Source organism: Dictyobacter arantiisoli, from assembly GCF_008326305.1.
GTDB classification, from domain to species: Bacteria; Chloroflexota; Ktedonobacteria; order Ktedonobacterales; family Ktedonobacteraceae; genus Dictyobacter; species Dictyobacter arantiisoli.
In genome coordinates, this window is record NZ_BIXY01000001.1 from 258,829 (window position 1) to 276,313 (window position 17,485).

Annotated in this window: 13 protein-coding genes and 1 pseudogene; 8 read left to right on the forward strand and 6 right to left on the reverse strand. The window is 48.4% G+C overall.

All coding sequences use genetic code 11. From position 1 onward, the window contains the following. The first annotated feature begins 20 nt into the window (after nucleotides 1–20). The 3 genes from asd (at nucleotide 21) to F1593_RS00945 (ending at nucleotide 2,478) form a co-directional block, all read left to right on the forward strand. On the forward strand, nucleotides 21–1,103 hold the full coding sequence (gene asd, locus F1593_RS00935) for an aspartate-semialdehyde dehydrogenase (RefSeq protein WP_149399375.1): 1,083 nt from the start codon (nucleotides 21–23) through the stop codon (nucleotides 1,101–1,103). A gap of 166 nt (nucleotides 1,104–1,269) precedes the next feature. Continuing rightward, a complete protein-coding gene (locus tag F1593_RS00940; RefSeq protein ID WP_503826813.1) occupies nucleotides 1,270–1,554 on the forward strand; it encodes a DNA-damage-inducible protein D in 285 nt (94 codons plus the stop codon). Between the two features lie 219 nt (nucleotides 1,555–1,773). After that, on the forward strand, nucleotides 1,774–2,478 hold the full coding sequence (locus F1593_RS00945; protein ID WP_149399379.1) for a hypothetical protein: 705 nt from the start codon (nucleotides 1,774–1,776) through the stop codon (nucleotides 2,476–2,478). Nucleotides 2,479–2,488: 10 nt separating this feature from the next. Here the strand turns inward: F1593_RS00945 and F1593_RS29770 are convergent. The 3 genes and pseudogenes from F1593_RS29770 to F1593_RS00960 all read right to left on the reverse strand — a co-directional run. Further along, nucleotides 2,489–2,741, reverse strand: a pseudogene (locus F1593_RS29770) (recombinase family protein); the annotation flags it as partial. Between the two features lie 506 nt (nucleotides 2,742–3,247). Further along, entirely contained in the window at nucleotides 3,248–5,008 is a 1,761-nt protein-coding gene (locus F1593_RS00955; RefSeq protein WP_149399381.1) for a DUF2207 domain-containing protein, read from the reverse strand. A 340-nt stretch (nucleotides 5,009–5,348) separates the two neighbouring features. Further along, complete coding sequence (locus F1593_RS00960) at nucleotides 5,349–6,647, reverse strand: S53 family peptidase (RefSeq protein WP_149399383.1); 1,299 nt, start codon at nucleotides 6,645–6,647, stop codon at nucleotides 5,349–5,351. A gap of 533 nt (nucleotides 6,648–7,180) precedes the next feature. Between F1593_RS00960 and F1593_RS29700 the strand changes: the two genes are divergently transcribed. The 3 genes from F1593_RS29700 to F1593_RS00975 all read left to right on the forward strand — a co-directional run bounded on the left by F1593_RS29700 (nucleotide 7,181) and on the right by F1593_RS00975 (nucleotide 10,791). Further along, entirely contained in the window at nucleotides 7,181–8,254 is a 1,074-nt protein-coding gene (locus tag F1593_RS29700) for a CHAP domain-containing protein (RefSeq protein WP_149399385.1), read from the forward strand. A gap of 318 nt (nucleotides 8,255–8,572) precedes the next feature. Continuing rightward, on the forward strand, nucleotides 8,573–9,526 hold the full coding sequence (locus tag F1593_RS00970; protein WP_149399387.1) for a CHAP domain-containing protein: 954 nt from the start codon (nucleotides 8,573–8,575) through the stop codon (nucleotides 9,524–9,526). Between the two features lie 248 nt (nucleotides 9,527–9,774). Next, on the forward strand, nucleotides 9,775–10,791 hold the full coding sequence (locus tag F1593_RS00975; RefSeq protein WP_149399389.1) for a CHAP domain-containing protein: 1,017 nt from the start codon (nucleotides 9,775–9,777) through the stop codon (nucleotides 10,789–10,791). 73 nt (nucleotides 10,792–10,864) lie between these two features. Here the strand turns inward: F1593_RS00975 and F1593_RS00980 are convergent, their stop codons facing one another. Next, complete coding sequence (locus F1593_RS00980) at nucleotides 10,865–11,209, reverse strand: DUF5522 domain-containing protein (protein ID WP_149399391.1); 345 nt, start codon at nucleotides 11,207–11,209, stop codon at nucleotides 10,865–10,867. A 354-nt stretch (nucleotides 11,210–11,563) separates the two neighbouring features. Next, nucleotides 11,564–12,487 carry an eIF2B alpha/beta/delta subunit family protein gene (locus tag F1593_RS00985; protein ID WP_149399393.1) on the reverse strand — a complete coding sequence of 308 codons (924 nt, stop codon included), beginning with the start codon at nucleotides 12,485–12,487 and terminating at the stop codon, nucleotides 11,564–11,566. Between the two features lie 300 nt (nucleotides 12,488–12,787). On the opposite strand from F1593_RS00985, the gene pdxR reads away from it, so the two are divergent. Then, nucleotides 12,788–14,392, forward strand: coding sequence for a MocR-like pyridoxine biosynthesis transcription factor PdxR (pdxR, locus tag F1593_RS00990; RefSeq protein WP_149399395.1), 1,605 nt, complete (start codon nucleotides 12,788–12,790; stop codon nucleotides 14,390–14,392). 195 nt (nucleotides 14,393–14,587) lie between these two features. Beyond that, entirely contained in the window at nucleotides 14,588–16,168 is a 1,581-nt protein-coding gene (locus F1593_RS00995; protein ID WP_149399397.1) for a gamma-glutamylcyclotransferase family protein, read from the forward strand. Between the two features lie 124 nt (nucleotides 16,169–16,292). Here the strand turns inward: F1593_RS00995 and F1593_RS01000 are convergent, their stop codons facing one another. Further along, nucleotides 16,293–17,324: a gluconeogenesis factor YvcK family protein gene (locus F1593_RS01000; RefSeq protein WP_149399399.1), complete on the reverse strand. Its 1,032-nt coding sequence runs from the start codon at nucleotides 17,322–17,324 to the stop codon at nucleotides 16,293–16,295. Nucleotides 17,325–17,485: the final 161 nt, after the last annotated feature.

Genomic DNA, 17,485 nt, shown 5'->3' on the forward strand with positions numbered 1-17,485 from the left:
GACAAGATGGCGGAAGAAATATGGAGACACAGGAACGAAAGAGAATACCCGTTGCCGTATTGGGCGCGACGGGTATGGTTGGTCAGCGTTTTATTGAACTTTTGCAGGATCATCCCTGGTTTGAACTGGTTGGCCTCGGTGCTTCTGAAAAACATAATGGACGCCCCTACGCTGAAGTAACAGCCTGGCGACTGACAGGCAGCGATATGCCAGTGGGGGCCGCGCAAATGCCGGTGGTAGCCTGTACGCCAGAGGCATTGCCAGATGTGAAAGTGGTCTTTTCGGCCTTACCTGGCGAGATTGCGGGTGAGATTGAGCAGGCTTTTGCGCAGGCTGGCGTGGCTGTATTTAGCAATGCCAAAAATTATCGCATGGCGCCAGATGTGCCGTTGCTCATTCCAGAGGTCAATGCCAATCACATAGCGGCTGTCGCACAACAGCGCAAACAGCGCGGCTGGCCGGGTTTTATTATTACCAATGCTAATTGTGCCACAACCCCATTAGTGATGGCTCTCAAGCCTTTGCAGCTGGCATTTGGTGTCACTAAAGTGCTTATCACAACTCTGCAATCAATTTCTGGTGCGGGTTATCCCGGCCTACCCTCCTATGACATCTTAGATAATGCTATTCCTTATATTAGTGGTGAAGAAGAAAAACTTGAGTGTGAGACTCAGAAGATGTTGGGCGAGTGGCGCGAGGGCCAGGGATTTGTGGATGCTCCGATTGTGGTGAGTGCGCATTGTAACCGTGTGGCGACACGTGAGGCTCATCTGGAATGTGCCAGTATCGAGTTGGGGCGCAACGATGTGAGTCCAGAAGAGATTATTGCTGCCTGGGAGAACTATCGGCCAGCGTCGCAGCAGGCTCAATTGCCCACTGCCCCTGAGCACACGCTGATCTATCGGCATGAGCTTGATCGCCCACAGACACTCCGTGATCGCGATGCTGGACATGGCATGACGGTGACACTGGGACGCCTGCGCCGTTGTCCTATCCTCAGCTATAAATTCGTCATGTTGGGTCATAACACCATTCGCGGTGCCGCGGGCGGCTCAATCTTAAATGCTGAGTGGTGTGTACAGCAGGGATTATTACCGCTGTAACAAAGTGTCAGACTCCCAGTACCATCGAGATCTTGCTGCTCACCTGCTGGCAGGCGCGCCTGCGCCCTTTTTAGTGTGTGGTGCAGAAAAGGTGCTATGCACCTTTTCTGCACCACACACTAAAAACAGTTTTGAGCACCGCAGGTGCGAAAACTCATGCACCAGGATGGCGAAGGCCATGGGAAACAAACACTTTGTAAGTGAGCTCAATCTATCTACCCATTTAGCGGAGGAGCGCATCCGGAATAAGGCGATTCAGACCAAGGAAGGTGCCAACCAGGAGCATCGCAAGACCGGTGAGGAGATTCGGGAACTGATTGCCAGAGGAGGTGGAACACTGCCAGAGGATCAACCAACGCCCACGAAGTCGATCCAGCAGATCCAACGAGAAGCACAGAAGCGCTTGGAAAGTGGGCAACAGCCATCGCTCTTTGAGGAGCTGGAGCCGTAAGATGTATGAAAGGGCAATCGTGAGCGGCCATTCAGTGGATCCACAAAGAGATTGTGACGATTGCCTTCGTTGTGTGAGAAAGCAATCGTTATCATTTGGCCCGAGCTGGGGTGCGGCAAGGATTTTTTGCGGCAAGCCCGCTCGATGCTATTGGGCCTCTTTCCCTCTTGCTTTTGCCCGTCTGCTACTCTATCCTGTTGACAAAAAGGAGTACGGACCATGGATATCCCACGTTCCCGTGAACACACCCCCTCCGAAGTCACGCCCTTGGATTCAGACGATCTGAACTACCTGCAACTCTTCGCACATCAGATTGACGCCGCCTTTCAAGGACATGAGGTTCCCGACATGTCTCTATCTCAACGGTACGACCGTCATACTGATTCTGGAGGGCCGCAGCCCATCGGTTTAGACGGCATCTCTATCGATGCCATTCCATTGGATGTGAATGGGAGTTTTCGTAGCAATGATCAACCAGATCACTGGCATCAAGATTTGTATAACGTACATAGGCAAGAGAGAGGAGCTCAACCGGGACCTGAAGACCTCGATGCTCGCGCAATACAAGAGCAGCGAGAACACATAAGGGGAACAATACAGACATTAGGGGAAGAAATTGTAAAGGAAAGAATTCTACGAGATATACGAGCGTTTGTGACAAAAAATCCAGAAATGGCTGGAACAATGATCGATACTCTTCGGCCAATTGGACAAAGATATAGTACCCAACTATTACTACTAAATTTCTCTGAGGAAGGGCAAGCGCATGCTGCCTGGGATGGGAATACGATTATAACCGATACTCAGCTGTGGAAAAAGATTAACGCCTATAAAGAGAAAAAACTTAATTTAGATGTAGAGAATGCAATGAGTAGGCTTGACGTTCTAGAGCGAGTGAAAAAGCAAAAGGAAAAAGAACAATAGCATCTGGCTTTCTGTCCTTCTCAGCAAGAGCACCCATCAGATGGAAGATGAGTTTGCCTCCTGGAGTTGTGGTATCAATCTGCTCGGTGAGACCCTTGAGTAGCTCAATCAAACGCGAGAGCTTCATCCAATCCTTTGCGCTCGGCTTTCGAGCCAGTCATTTTATCCAAAAAACATTTCTCGCAGCCAGCTTCTTTCAAGGCATCGATTTGCAACATCTCATGTTGTTCCTGTTTTGAGACACGCACATAGCCAATCTTCATAAACTCTTCCTTTTGTCTCACGTTTCCCGTCAACTGAGTGAGGTTTTGAGATTTTGATTATGAGATGAGTTATGAGATTTGTCAAGGAAAATTCTACGCATGCGGAACGGGTGCATGGCCGCATGAAAAGACTGATCAGATTGTCTCATCAAACGGCCGATTGTGAGAGGCAAGGAAGATAGTTTGCATTGCCTCTCACAATCAATGCACTCCCATTCCTTGTCGCTCACGCTCCAGAGAGAAGCTGAGAGGAAAAACTGTAAGGTATCACCAACTGATTTTACGCATGTAATGCTAGCACTATGTATCTCCCCGCATTCTACCGTTTGAACTTGGCTGATTTTCCAATGTGGTTTCGTCAAACTGAGATGATGTTCTGTCTCTACACGAGAAACTCACCTGGCAAGCAATCTCCAAAGGATAACAGCGGAGGATGGAGTCTCATTAGGTACCCCACGCTTCTGAACAGTTACCAATTTCGGTGATATCCTGGTCCTATCTCTTGTTCACTTGCTACTTTCCAGGATTAAGGTATCTGGTGCTAATGGTGTTGGCTGCATTGCTCTGTATGGACTAATATATGCCTGTTCCATCAATGCGATGAGTGCGGCACTATTCGATAGATAGATATCTGATGCTGGCGTATCGTTTGAGTCAGTATTACGCTGGAACCAGGCTGGAAGCCCGTTCTGTACTATTTCTTCCTGGAAATGTTCAACCCAGCTAATACCCCAGGTAAAACTCGTGGCATAGGGAAGATAGCGCATAAAGATGTCCTGACCGTCTTCTGGCTCGCTTTTGTGTAAGATGATGCTTTGGAGATATTTGTCGAAGGCTTGCCATTGTGCTGTTGTCTGGACTCCTTGTGGGGATAGCCGCCGACAATAAGCCCGTATGAACAGGGCGATGATGCCTGCCAGTATTAGACTCATGGGAAGAATACCGATCGGCCAGATATTCAGTGCAATTCCAATGCCGAAGCCCAATGCTGATGCGCCTAGTCCGACACTGATCAAGAGCACACTCCACTGTCTCAAGCGTTTGCGAAGTGGGACATAGTTGAGATCGAGCAAGCCTGCTTTCGCGATGGTCTGTTGCACGGCTGTATCAAATTGTCTGGCTCCATTGAGATAACGTTTAAAGATATCTGTAAATGTGAGTGCCGTGGATGGCATGTCTTCGGCGTGGAAGAGTATTTTAAGTAGCTGTGCCTCGTAGAGTTTTAGATCGGCTGGTTCTGTAAGCAAGTTGACGCAGAATACGACGGCATCTGCCCCCTCTATTGTGGATGTGAGAATGTCGCCTGTTTGCCGCTGCTCGCTGATGCTGAGGACGCCACGGTTTGCCAGATTAAAGAGCGTGCCTAAGACTTGTTCATAGTGGACATCTCCACGGGTGGGGGATGTAACCAGCGTTCCGCTGAGTGCTGGTGTGAGATCATCTGGCGGCTCTGTAACTGTCAGGTTTCTATTCAAGGTGACAGGACTCTGTTGTTTTCGCGTATAGAGAAAGAGTGCCAGCGCGATAATCACTCCCAGGATAATGGCACCTGAAAAGCAGGGGAGAAAATAGTTATCAGCTTGATTTTTCCACGTTTGCCAATGGGGAGCGCTTGTAATCAGGCTGCGAGCATGAAAGTCAATACCAATATCTATTGGATCATCAGCATCGACCTCTTTCGCTTTGTATACAACGCTGCCTGTTTGCAGGGGATGTACCACCAGAGCTGGCCCTTTCACGACCTCTGGCGGTCCGACAATCTGTGTATTATTGGGATAGCTTACAGTAATAGTCGCGTCGTGAATAACATAATTGCGCGAGGCCGGTATTGCTTCCCAGCCGAGAAAATCAGATGTCGCTGTTTTTGTGAAGACACCCTTTGCACGATAGGTCAGGCTAAAAGTATGCGTTGAATTACTGGTTGGCGCAAAGTGCCACATGACCCGAAGTGGATTAGTGCCTGTAACAGAATACTGTCCCGTTGCATCGCCACGCGCTACCACTTTTCCATCCATATTGGCATTGGCGATAGTCACATTTTCCGTGTGGTTCGTTGCAATGGGACGATTTACTGAGGTATATGTCCCTCTTATGAAGTGGAAGACAGTCGTCTCTGTGATCAAGAGAGAACTGTCATTTTGAATTGAGATAGACGCAGTAAATTGGTCGGCGGCATATTCATTAGCTGTTTGCGCTAATGAAGGATGGATCAATGCGAAAAATAAGATAATAAATAGGGACGAGACAATAAATAGTTTACGGATCATTAGAAAAAAAGCTCCTTAAATTTACAGCGCAAACGCGAAATGATCCACATTTTCCAGCTGGGGGGTGTAGATAAAAAATGCTTCTGTTCTCTTTTATATATTACGATACTTTGGGAAGGCCTGCTTCAAAATAGGAAAAGAATGTATTTCTCAAAAAGACAAGAAATTTAATTGCAGAGTATAAAAGATGATCGGGCTTATAGCAGGCAAGTGTGCATTTGGAGAGATGCCCTGCCTGCAACAAGAATACGTTGGATACGCAGGCAGAGCGTAAAGGTAAAGAAGGATATCGTCGGGCTAACAATCAAGACTATCGATATAGTCTTCAGATTGTTGTCGTTTAGTGACTGTTTTTAATCAATGCTGGAATCAAGTATTGCGCATTGGGTGTCCCCAGTCCTGTCACTGCATCCCAACCCGGGGCGGCTGAATAGCCCTGAACTTTCGCCGACTGGTTGCTGTTATTGCCATTGACAATATCATGGAATGCTTGATGATAGGTATCGCTGGCGGCGATTTTATAGAGTGCTGGATTGATAAAGCCCAGTGGATGCCCGGCCATTTGATTGGCAATCGCCATAATCGCGCTCCAGACTGGCGAGCTGGCGCTGGTGCCTCCGGCCTGTGTCCATTGTCCATTGATGTAGACCGCCATACCCGTAAATGGATCGGCGACCGCAGAGACATCTGGTACGCCGCGGCGGTTTTGAAATTGTGTCTGTGTACTGGCAGGAAGATCTTTCTGATAGGTTGGCGCTGCATAGAATCTGCTGAAACCACCGCCGCTCCCCGACCAGGCATCCTCATTGACGACGTTATTTTTCGTGTAAAGTGATGTACCACCAACGCTTGTTACCCAGGGAGAATCGGCGGCGAAGCTGGTCGTAGCAACATTGGCAAGTTTGGTGCCATTGAGATCCGTGTAATCAGTAGCGCCAGAGTCGCCAGAAGAAGAGAAATAGGTCATTCCTTGTTGGGTCGTTCCTTTTTGGAGCAGTGCATCCCATAATTTGAGTTCCTGCCTTGCCTGATTATTGCCAAAGGTCAATTCAGAAGCCCCCCAGCTATGCGACACAATATTACCGAGCTTATGGTCAATCGCATATTGTTCTAGCTGCCGAAATTCTGGCAGGCCGATTGTTCCCTCTGTTTCAGCGACGGGACTAACCAGGAGCACAATATTGGCATCAGGGGCCAGAGCATGAATAATTTGAACGTCTAAGGTCGTCTCTCCCGCCCAGCCCTCTTTGTCATGATGAGGATCAGACTCAGGTATGTTCAAAGGTGCAATTATTTTGACGTTAGCGGGTGGTAGGTGAAAAGTACTGTCGAACGTCTTCATATCTTGTTGTAAGGTTGGGCTACCGAAAGAAACGATATCGACAATGGTTTGACCCTTGCCGGTATTTCCCTGTTGGATCAGGGAATCAACTCCATAGGCTTGTCGCATCGTCTGCGGAGTCTGACAGGTTGCAGAAAGATTGAGTGAGGCTGGACATGCCTCCGTGAGTGGTGCACGGGTGGCAGTTGGGGTATCCATTGCATTACTGCCTGTCCCCTGGGCTGGTGCCGTAATGCAGGCCGTCAGGAGAAAGGCAATCAATAGTACTGTGGAAGAAAAACGCAAGTGGCGCTTCATTGTAACTCCTATGTACGCTCTATCTAGAAACAAGTACAAACATGACTGATTATCGCAGAATCATCTTCAGACTCTCTTTCAAGACCATGTATCTTATTTTGATGCTCTTGATTTAAGAGTTTAAGCAGAGCTGGCTGAACTCGTTATCATATCCTATCATGGATGACGATATTTTGCAGCCAGGGAATGATTTATTACATGTTATAGATTTGAATATATATATTTAATCTCTAAAAAATTATCTTGCGTGTAGTCTTATCTTCCTACTATATTGGTTACTTTTGGATGTATAAGAAGATTTTAGTTACACTTATTAGTATGTGTTGGGATCTCTTTCTTTTCGGGTGAAAGCGTGGTGCAGGGACGGCAGCCCCTGACGGCGTGCGATGGCAGGCATGCCGGGGGCATGACAGTCCTCGCCATTATTCCCTTCCCCCATCACCCGGAAGGATAAAGAGCCATGTGTTGAGTGCGTTTTCTGTTGGGTTGTATAGTAGTAGTGCAGCTCAGCTGTATTGTAAAGGTAATAAAGGATGTCGTTTTCAGATCATCGAGGCAAGCGTAAGAATATATATCGACAGCGCAGTCGAATTACCCCTCTCGTTTATGATGTTCGACCACCAGTGACACCAGATGAACAAACCATTTTTAATGGGCAAACATGTTTTTTCCCTTACGATACGGTGCATACTCCACCTTTATTTTCTCCTCGGCCTTCTGATACTTCTGTAAAGGTTACTCCTCAAGAGGACGCTTTATTTGCTAGCTCAGCACGCAAGATCTTCCACAGCACAAAGCTAGTTCATCCTGATGTTCCGGGCGCATCATCCTGGCCGTCTTTTCATGTACCGGTGCCTGAGAACGCGTCTGTTGCCAGGCGTATGCCTATGGGACCACAGAAATTACCAGTAGTAATTCGTGGCAATGGCAAGAGGAAGCAGGCAATCGTATCCTTTGTACCTCCGGGCAGGCGACTGGTGGTCAATGGGGCGATCAGCGTTTTGTTGCTTTTTATTGCCATGGGGACCTTGATCACCATTTTGCCCATGGATCAGCGTGATCGTAGCAGTACAAGAGGCTTATTCTTGTTTCATAGTATCGCTGTCAGGAAAAACGATACTGCCTTGATTGATGCGCAATCCGCGACCGCAACCGCCGTGACGGTGGATGGTTATGATCCCGGTGGTGGGCGAATGTATTCGGGTGTACAGGTGCAACCCCAGGACGCCCAGACCTCAGCGGCAGATTATGGAAGCTTGAATCGCTTCTTTTACGGGCAATGTACCTATTGGGTTAATAAGCGTTATCATCAGGTGACGGGCCATTGGATACCCTGGTTGGGGAATGCCTATCAGTGGGCCTATCAAGCACCAGCCTATGGATGGAATATTTCCGATATCCCCAATCCGCATGGCGCTTCGATTATGGTTTTTAGTCCCTATACGGAAGGCGCGGGGGCCTATGGACATGTCGCAGTGGTCGAGCGCGTGAATGATGATGGTAGTATCCTTACCAGCAATTGGAACTGGGATGGAGCATGGGCCACATTGACATGGCGTACATTTTATCCTGGCACTGGCATACATTTTATCTGGTATCCCGGTTAGTACATCTCATTTGAGGAGTTGTTTTGTACAGCTCCTTTTTTGTGTAGGCGCGCAAAAATTTTTGGTTGCCCCATAAATGGGCAGCTAAATTTTCTCTAAATGAGAGCTTTTATAAGAAATAATCGAAAAGAAGGACGCGGTCCTTTTTCAAAACATTTAATTTGTAGGTGTAAATGCATGATAGTTATATAGTCCTACAAAACGCCTGCTGAATTGACTGTGACCCCATCTCTTGAGTAAAGTCATGTATGAGTATTTAAAAAAATCGATGTGAGCCGTCATCTATGATGCTCCTGTGTAAAACTAAAGGGAATATGTATGTTATTTCGTGATCGTTCTCGTACAGCCACTACTGAGCAGCCATATGGTAGTTCGACTTCATCCCAAATAGAGGAATGGAGTGCAGGTGCGTTGATGGACCAAGCCTCCACACCTGATACAACTACTCCATATGCCCTTCCCGGAGAAGCGCAGGTCCCAATGGTGCCATCGCCAATGGAAGGCTCATTGATGCCAGATATTTCATCCCCAGATGCAAGTCCAAAGATGCAGACTCGTGCCCCTATTTTTATTCCCTCTACTGGCAAGAAAAGTACCGGTTCCCTCCGCCCTCCCAGGGGAAGAGGGCTCGTAATTAATATTGGTGTAGCAGTAGTACTGCTTGTAGTAGTGATCGGGGCGTTAGTAGCCGTCTTGCCAGCTGGCAATGGGCAGGCCAGTGCTCTGGGCAAACTATTTAATCCTACACAGAGCATGGTACAGTCGAAGAAAAATGACACGGCGTTGATTCAGGCCCAGTCTGCTACGGCTACAGCGGTAACGCAAGATGGCTATGATGCTGGTAACCAGATCTATGCCGGTGTGACCTCTGCTCCCAGTACCACTGTTATCACGGCGTCAGATACTGGTAGTCTGAATCGCTTTTTTTACGGCCAATGCACTTACTGGGCTAACATGCGTTATCATCAACTAACAGGTCACTGGGTGCCCTGGCTGGGTAATGCAGGCGACTGGGCTTATCAAGCGCCGGCCTATGGCTGGAAAACCTCTTCGGTGCCCAATCCTAATGGACCTTCAATTATTGTGTTGGCACCATATACGCAAGGTGCTGGTTCGTATGGACATGTGGCTGTCGTCGAAACAGGCGTCTCGAATCCCTATAATGGTGTTTCCACCAGTAACTGGAATTGGAATGGACATTGGGCCAGTGAAGACTGGGTGACGTTTTATCCAGGAGCCGGTATAACCTTTGTCTGGTTCCCGGGCGCATAAGTACCACATCAAGCTGAACAAAAGCGGAAATAGATCATGCTATTTCCGCTTTTTGATTTCTTTATGTATTTTTCGTACCTTGCTAAATTCACACTATATTCGTGCAATACTAGTCACATAGTCCTAATATGTGTCAATAGGTTGACTCACATAGGTGCAATTAGATAAATTGTGGACAGATGTTTAGCGACGTGAAATTGATTGCACGCTCACGAGAGATACATTCTATCGGACTGAAGGAAGTATAAATGATTTCAAAGGAATATACTGATACATCAACCGATGTAGAACAACTGGATTTTGACGCATCATCACATCCAAGGGATGAAGCGACATCATCGCGATCTTCTGTTGAGCAGATGTCAATGGCGGTGCAAGGAGTGCAAAGTGCACAAAATGATGATGTAAAGCAGAAGAATATGCTGCCCGCTAAGGCTGAGGCCAGACGTGAGCCAGTCTATATTCCAGCCACCGGTAAAAAGAGTAGTGGCACTATGCGTCCACCCAAAGGGCGCCGTCATGTGATCAACATTGGTGCCTCTATATTGTTGATTGCAGTAGTGTTGGGTGCCTTAGCGGCCGTGCTTCCAGCCGGTTCTGGTGAAGCTCGTAGCGTGTTGAGCACCATATTTAATCCCGGCGTGAATATGGTGGCGTCGAAAAAGAATGATACAGCACTGATTGCCGCTCAGGCAGCGACGGCTACCGCGGTAACCCAGGATGGTTACGAAGTGAACGGAGCGGGCGGCCAATATACTTTTGCGGGCGTACAAAATACTTTTACTTTGCCTGATGGCACAAGCACTGGCTCACAGGGAACAACGAATACGCAGACACAAAACACAAACACTTCTTCCGCGCCCGCGATAAATAGCTCATCCGGTGGTATTTCTTCAAGCACCGGAACCATTGCGGATAGTAGCTTCAACAATTATTTTACCCCTGGTCAGTGTACCTATTGGGCTGATTACGAATATCACCATTTAACTGGCTATGCTGTGACCTGGAGTGGTAACGCCTCCTATTGGGCAATTGGAGCAGCTAACGCCGGCTGGAATGTTTCCAGCACACCACATGTCCCTTCAATTATTGTATTGCAACCAGGCGTACAGGGTGCTGGCTACGCGGGACACGTTGCAGTGGTGGAAAGCATCAATGCGAATGGTTCCGTAGCGACGACTAATTGGAATGTCAAGGGTTGGGGCGTCTTCTCATGGGAGACCTATTCTCCCGCAGCTGGAGTCCAGTTTGTCTGGCATAAATAGTTCTTGCCAACGCTACTGAAGGAAGAGCCGATGAGGAATTTTCATTGGCTCTTCCTTCTATTTTTATTTCAATTTAGTTCAGTCGATGTTTGGCATTCCAGCGCTCAAGCAGCAGGTTATAATGCTCAATCATGGCCTGATGCCTGGGTACTTCAGCGGGCTGGCAGTGTTGTAGCTGCTGTTCGTGATAGTCAAGTAAGGCATAGGCTGCGGCGATAGACTTAGGCGAGACTCGAGTGCGCTTAATACATTCAGCAGGAAGCGGTTCCCAACTCGTGCAGTTTTGCCAGTTAATATAAGGACAGTTACGACACTTATTGGAGCAACAAAAGCCACGGCGTACTAAATAATCACGTGTTGCGATATAGAGGCCGTTTGCTGTAACCTCCCAATCCTCCGCATCCTTCCTCGAATACATAGTTCGCCCTTTCTCTGTCCCTCGTGAAGGGTAGGTACTTTCCTGGCACAGAATTGACTGGTCTTATAGTAGGTATTTTACTATTGTTGGGTATTGTAGCTGATAAATAGCTGGCATAGCAAATGTGTCTATCCATGATATCCTTTTTTTCTGCCCCCTGGATCTATACCGCTATGCTGGTTTACCTTTAATCACCATGATAACGAATAATAACGCTCAAATAGATAAATATTGAAGAATGCTGTAGATGCGCACCTCGGTTGCGACCCCTGGTACGCAGCTACGTTTTCCATCATTTGTGGTTTTCCTCCACATTCTCGTTCTTTGAGCGGTATTGCCCGTGAAAGGTAGCTGCTACATTTTATTTAATCTGGCAAGCAAGCGTTTATTTGCTCTGGTTGTGACTGCGATGTCCCGAACGTTCCGTCGATCCAGGATGCCCTGTTCCGTAATGATATTGGTGATGAGCCGATGCGGAGTATGATCAAAATAGAAATTACGGATCTCGATAGCAGACGGTGCGGCGTCCCATACTTCGCCGGGCTCTTTCTCTTCGAGGAGGGCGAGATTGCCTGCCAGGCGTGTTGGATCATGTTCATACCAGCGCTGAGAAGAGATTTTGAGGGTCTCACTCAGTACATGTAATTTGATACCACGGCCCTGGGCGGCCCAGGCGAGTAAGGCGGTGCCCGCTTTATTGAGGACATCGCTGTTGATGAGAATACTATCTGCTCCTACGACCACACTCTGGCATTGGGGCAAAAAAATATCCGCCTGGGCATCTGTGACCAGTGTCACTGGAATCCCCTGTTTTTGGAGTTCCTGTGCCATTGCACGCCCTTCGTAGCGTGGACGCCCTTCAAGTACAGTTACATGTTTGATTTGTGCTTTGAGTTGCAACAAAACCTCCAGGACGGTTCCTGAAATGCTGCAAGTCATAATGTGTCCGGTAAGCAATGGTTGCGCATATTCGGCAATACGTTGGGGCGCGCTAGCATAGTCACTTAAGAGTTGCTCAGCGGCCTGTGTAATGGCCTCTATCCCATCCTCATAGACGCTGATGATCTGACTGACTGCACTGGCCAGAGCACCCATAGCCGGGCGTGCCTGCGCGATATGATAGGCATTGGTAATAAGTTTTGTGATGCGTTCGTCTGGTGCTATTTCTATGGTTTGCGCGAGATCTCGGAGAATGGTCACCGCCTCTTTGACTAACCAGCGTGATCCATGTTCGCGATCCTCGCATACCTCTTGGATACGTTGTTCTAGTGTCTCCATAACTATTTTTTATACCCGCTGCTAGATTGTACTGTAAAATACTAACGCGAAAATTTAAACGCGTATACCTTGTTTCGTCTCTCTTATAAGTTTTACGATGCGATTCAGTGTAACATACCCGCCAGCCCCCTGGATACTCTTCGTATTCTCATTTGAATCGCATCGCTTCCTGGCTTGATTTGCCCTGTTGATTGGATGGGATAAACATATTGGACTGCCTGTGCTTGTGCTGATTGGCTCTTGTCTCCTGACAATTGGATTGGTTACACTATTTTTATCAGGAGCCAATCGGAGGATTCTATGGGACAAGCCAAATCGGATCAGCTACAGCAGCAATCAATATTCACATATGATACGACAACGATTCATGCATTGATTCATCTTGAGCGTGCTAACGGGACACCGCTGTATCGACAAATTAGCCAGGGATTGCGAGAGGCGATTTTAGCTGGAACACTTGCGGAGGGTACGCGCTTACCAACTGAGCGCGCATTAGCCCGGGAATTGTGTGTTAATCGCACGACGATTATGAATGCATACAATGATTTAGCGGGTGAAGGTTTGATTGAAGGACATGTCGGGCGTGGGACGCTGGTGAAACGTGCTTATTTCCGGCAGGATGATGAATATGATTACTGCGAGCAGACAACCCCTTCCTGGCTGCTCGGCCTTTCGGCCAATGGAGATTCTCTGCTGGGACAGGATGAGCGTACTTTAAGCGGAACAATGTTTACTGAAGGACCACAACCGCAAATGATTTCTCTGTCGCAAAGTATTCCCTCTGCGTCTATGTTACCAACCGAGCGTATTCAACAAATTATTGCTGAGAGTCTGGATGGCGCACGCGAAAGCGCCCTTGGTTATTGTCCCGTCGAAGGATTACAGATGTTGCGCCGTCATATCGCTTTGCGGATGCGCCAACGGGGCGTGCTTGTTGATGTGCCAAATATCTTGATCCTCTCGGGTTCAACCCAGGGATTAGGACTGATCGGGCGTTTCCTGCTGTCCCCTGGCGATGAAGTGGTGGTGGAAGTGCCAACCTATCTGGGTGCTATTCAGACGTTTCGTGCTCTGGGAGCCCATATTATTGGTGTGCCGACCGACAATGAGGGGATGCGCGTTGATATGTTGGAAGCGATATTGGCACGCCGTCAGCCGCGTTTTATCTATACATTGCCGACATTCCAAAATCCTACCGGTTCGGTGCTGAGTGCTGAGCGTCGCCGCCGCCTCCTACAACTGGCAAAGCGCTATCAGATACCGATCATTGAAGATGATGCCTATGGTGAGCTCTATTTTACTGAGCAGGCTCCTCAACCTCTCAAAGCTCAGGATAGATATGGAAATGTGCTCTATCTTGGCACTTACTCGAAGATTCTGGCTCCTGGACTGCGTGTCGCCTGGCTGGCTGCTCCAGAACCGGTTATCGAACGTCTGGCTCTGTATAAACAGACATTTGATATGAACACCAACGCGCTGGGACAATGGATTATTCAAGAGATGCTGTCCACTGGCTGGTTAGATGAACATCTGGCGCGGGCGCGTAAAGACTATCAGCATAAATTAACGCTCATGCTGGAGGCGATTGAGCGCTATTGGCCCAGGGAAACTCGTTTGTATATTCCGGAGGGTGGGATGCAACTCTGGTGTCGTTTGCCCGGCGATATGCGCGCTCGTCAATTGTTCCGCGAAGCGCTCCGTGAACAGGTTTCTTTTTACATTGGCGAACTCTTTCATGTTGATGGGGGCGGCCAACATTATATTCGTCTGAGCTTTGCATCGGTTGAAGAACAGCAAATCGTGGAAGGGGTGCGACGCATTGGTGTGGCTATGAAACATTTACGCGCCTGGAATCTGCGTTCAGCTGAGCATTCATATCCGATTGACAGGCTGCCAGTCGTCTAAAAAACGTCTTGTATAATATATTCACTCAAAGAGAGATCTACTTCCCATCAGGCCCGTATTTTAGTATACTATGGTATACCCATTAGTCCTGCTGATTTGGTGAACGCTGAGAAGATCAGTATCTTTAACTTGGTAGTCGCTGTTCTCTATTGTTTGATCGGTGGGTATGTGAATGGAAGGAGATGGGCAGTCAAGATGGAGCATAAACAGCAAGAATCATCGAATGATGTGTCGCAAGCAAAAAAAATGCCGACACCAGAGCCTTCAGAAAAAAAAGAACCTGAGGATGGTGAAGTTGTACCTGGCGCGTCTATTGTGCGCAGTAATACCCCACGTCCGCTTTCATATGAATTGATGATATCTTCCGGGGGACAGTATCAAGGCGTACCTCCGTCGAATAGTGTTCCTCCAATACCAACGTTCCCTGCCAGAGCTCCCTCGGCTCCTCCTTTACCAGAAGAGTTGGGTGAGCGGGAGCAAGCTGGGAGCGTTCCCGTCCCCACACCGCAGCCTCTTGCCGCTCCTCCTGCGCCTCCTGCAGAGGCACAGGAGTTTATCTGGCTGTTTGAGTATGGATTGGAAATGGATGCCGCTATCCTGAATAGTCCCGAACGATTGGATGGACTGGCGCTTCTCTATGGACCTGCAGTCTTAAAAGGATATACATTGATCCTGGGGGCACAGCGTATCCATGGGAGTACTGGACCGGCTATTATCGCTATCCGGCCAGATGAGGAACCAGATGCCGAGGTCTGGGGCGTCTTATACCGTATCCCACAGCGTCTGGCTGAGCCAAACGGAGGTGATCCATCTCTGTTAGATACGATACATGCGGCAATTTTGCCACAAAAATTCTTTGAGGGAGTACAGGTAGTGGTGTATGAGACCTACCGGGAGCGCGAAATCACGAGTGTTACCTATGTCGCTACCGATCTGGCATATCAACAATTACAATTCACGCAGGCAGAGCAAGGAGGGGATGAGGCATTTATGCAACGTCTCGCCGCGATTGCCAGAAAGCAAAAACTGCCAGCAAGCTATATTGATCGCTTATGCGGGACCAGGGATCGCTTGCCCGATGAGCCATTGCCTGATGAACAGATTTTGGGCCAGCGGACGACACGGACCAGTACACCGCATCGCTCATTAGAAGAGAGCACTCTTCCCATGAGTCCATATGCATCCCATTCTTCTCATGTTTCTGAGGTGCGGGGACATACCACGATCTCATTATCGCATCCTGGTGCCAGCTCGGCGCTGCATAGTGAATTGGATACTGAGCCTTTGCCAGCAACCTTCAAAGAGCGTCTGTTACCTTCTACTGATTTTGTTCCTAAGTCAGTGCTACCGTCATCTGCCTCTCATCCCTCTCGCTGGTTAATGGCTTTTGCTCTCTATCTGGTCATTTTGTTACTCCTCGCGCTGACTTTTGCGATTGCACAGGGGATTGGCTTTGGCGATGGTGTCTTTAATCATAACTTTACGCCGCTCGGGGTACCATGGTTGGTATTGATGTATGGCCTGTTGGGTGGTTGTATTAGTAGCATCGTAACCCTGGGCCGCTTGCGGTTGGAGGTCCCCCCAACTTTTGTGATTATTACCTGGTTTACGCGCCCATTTATTGGTGTGACATTGGCGCTCTTAAGTTATGTCTTGCTGACCAGCGGTATTTTTTCCTGGAATGAGGCCATCAGTCGCCATGCCACCTTCTTTTCTCTGGCGGGAGCCCTGGCGGGCATGTGTGAGGGGTGGATCTTCTTCCGGCGTTCCTGGTGAGAGCGCGTTTCTGCTATATTGCATGCGGAAATCTTCGTGCAATATAGCAGAAAAAGAGCGCAGAAAAGTATCAAGATCCCAATGAAACTGGGAGCCTGACTCATTTTATTGCCTATCCATTGCTTTATGCGGGATCAGTCCCAAAGATGGAGTAGACTACCCGCTCTGGATCATGACGGGCCAGTGAGTCTCCTTCCAGATTGAGGCGCTCGACCACAATACTGGGTACCAGGCGTTCCAATAGTTCACGATCAACCGTGACAGGTGCACTTCCTTCTTCCTGATACATTTTTAGTACCTCAGGTAGGAATGTACCATCATTGAGCATGACGCGGTCAACTCGTGCTCCCAGATAGCGATGAATGGTGTTGACGAAATCTGATGCTTTGTAGTTGTCAGTTTCACCATGTTTGGTCATCAGGTTGCAAATATAGACTTTTTCGGCGTCTGACTCGCGTACCGCACGAGCAATTTCAGGCACAAGCAGATTTGGTAAGAGACTGGTATAGAGGTCACCAGGACCAATAATAATGGTATCGGCGCGACGAATGGCCCGCACAGCTTGCTGACAGGCAGGGGCATCGCCGGGTACGAGGCGCAGATGGCGAATCGGAGAGAGTGGACCCGGATATTTCTTTCCACGGGTATCGATCTCTGTCTCACCACACACTGTGGTGCCATCTTCCATATCAGCGCAAATAGTGGTTTGCGCAAGCGTCACTGGTACCACATTTCCTGCTGTATGCAGTAACTCCTGAGCATCTTCGATAGCTAACAAAAGATTATCATTATTGATGTCCTGCAAACCTTTGAGAATAAGATTCCCCAGGCTATGGCCCGTGACCCCGGGAACTGCAGGCTCATCATTGACATCGTCGGGCTGCTCAAAGCGGTGCATAAAGACTTCGCGCCAGAGGGCTCCATTGCGTGCCAGAGCTACCAGCGACATACGCAGATCACCTAATGGAAGTTGACGTCGAAACTCATCCATTAGGCGGCGCGAACTGCCGCCGCTATCTGACATATTCACCACTGCCGTAATATTAAATTGATATTTTTTGAGATGGGAAAGGAGTGAAAATGTTCCTGATCCTCCGCCGATAGTTACAATACGGCGTCCTGCAAACTGATCTCCTGTGCGATAGTTCCTTTGCACTAGGCTTCTCCTTCGGCTGATTTCAGGTTCGTTATCCACAATATGTTCCTTTTAGATAGCTACGCATTTAAAATATACGGTTCTTTATCCTTCCGGGTGATTAGGGAAAGGGAATAATGGCGAGGATTGTCATGCCCCCGGCATGCCTGCCAGCGCGCTCC

What these genes read in the sequence shown, in the direction of transcription:
- asd (WP_149399375.1), top strand. Translation starts at nt 21, where the DNA reads ATGGAGACACAGGAACGAAAGAGAATACCCGTTGCCGTATTGGGCGCG.
- F1593_RS00940 (WP_503826813.1), top strand. Translation starts at nt 1,270, where the DNA reads ATGGCGAAGGCCATGGGAAACAAACACTTTGTAAGTGAGCTCAATCTA.
- F1593_RS00945 (WP_149399379.1), top strand. Translation starts at nt 1,774, where the DNA reads ATGGATATCCCACGTTCCCGTGAACACACCCCCTCCGAAGTCACGCCC.
- F1593_RS00955 (WP_149399381.1), bottom strand. Translation starts at nt 5,008, where the DNA reads ATGATCCGTAAACTATTTATTGTCTCGTCCCTATTTATTATCTTATTT.
- F1593_RS00960 (WP_149399383.1), bottom strand. Translation starts at nt 6,647, where the DNA reads ATGAAGCGCCACTTGCGTTTTTCTTCCACAGTACTATTGATTGCCTTT.
- F1593_RS29700 (WP_149399385.1), top strand. Translation starts at nt 7,181, where the DNA reads ATGTCGTTTTCAGATCATCGAGGCAAGCGTAAGAATATATATCGACAG.
- F1593_RS00970 (WP_149399387.1), top strand. Translation starts at nt 8,573, where the DNA reads ATGTTATTTCGTGATCGTTCTCGTACAGCCACTACTGAGCAGCCATAT.
- F1593_RS00975 (WP_149399389.1), top strand. Translation starts at nt 9,775, where the DNA reads ATGATTTCAAAGGAATATACTGATACATCAACCGATGTAGAACAACTG.
- F1593_RS00980 (WP_149399391.1), bottom strand. Translation starts at nt 11,209, where the DNA reads ATGTATTCGAGGAAGGATGCGGAGGATTGGGAGGTTACAGCAAACGGC.
- F1593_RS00985 (WP_149399393.1), bottom strand. Translation starts at nt 12,487, where the DNA reads ATGGAGACACTAGAACAACGTATCCAAGAGGTATGCGAGGATCGCGAA.
- pdxR (WP_149399395.1), top strand. Translation starts at nt 12,788, where the DNA reads ATGGGACAAGCCAAATCGGATCAGCTACAGCAGCAATCAATATTCACA.
- F1593_RS00995 (WP_149399397.1), top strand. Translation starts at nt 14,588, where the DNA reads ATGGAGCATAAACAGCAAGAATCATCGAATGATGTGTCGCAAGCAAAA.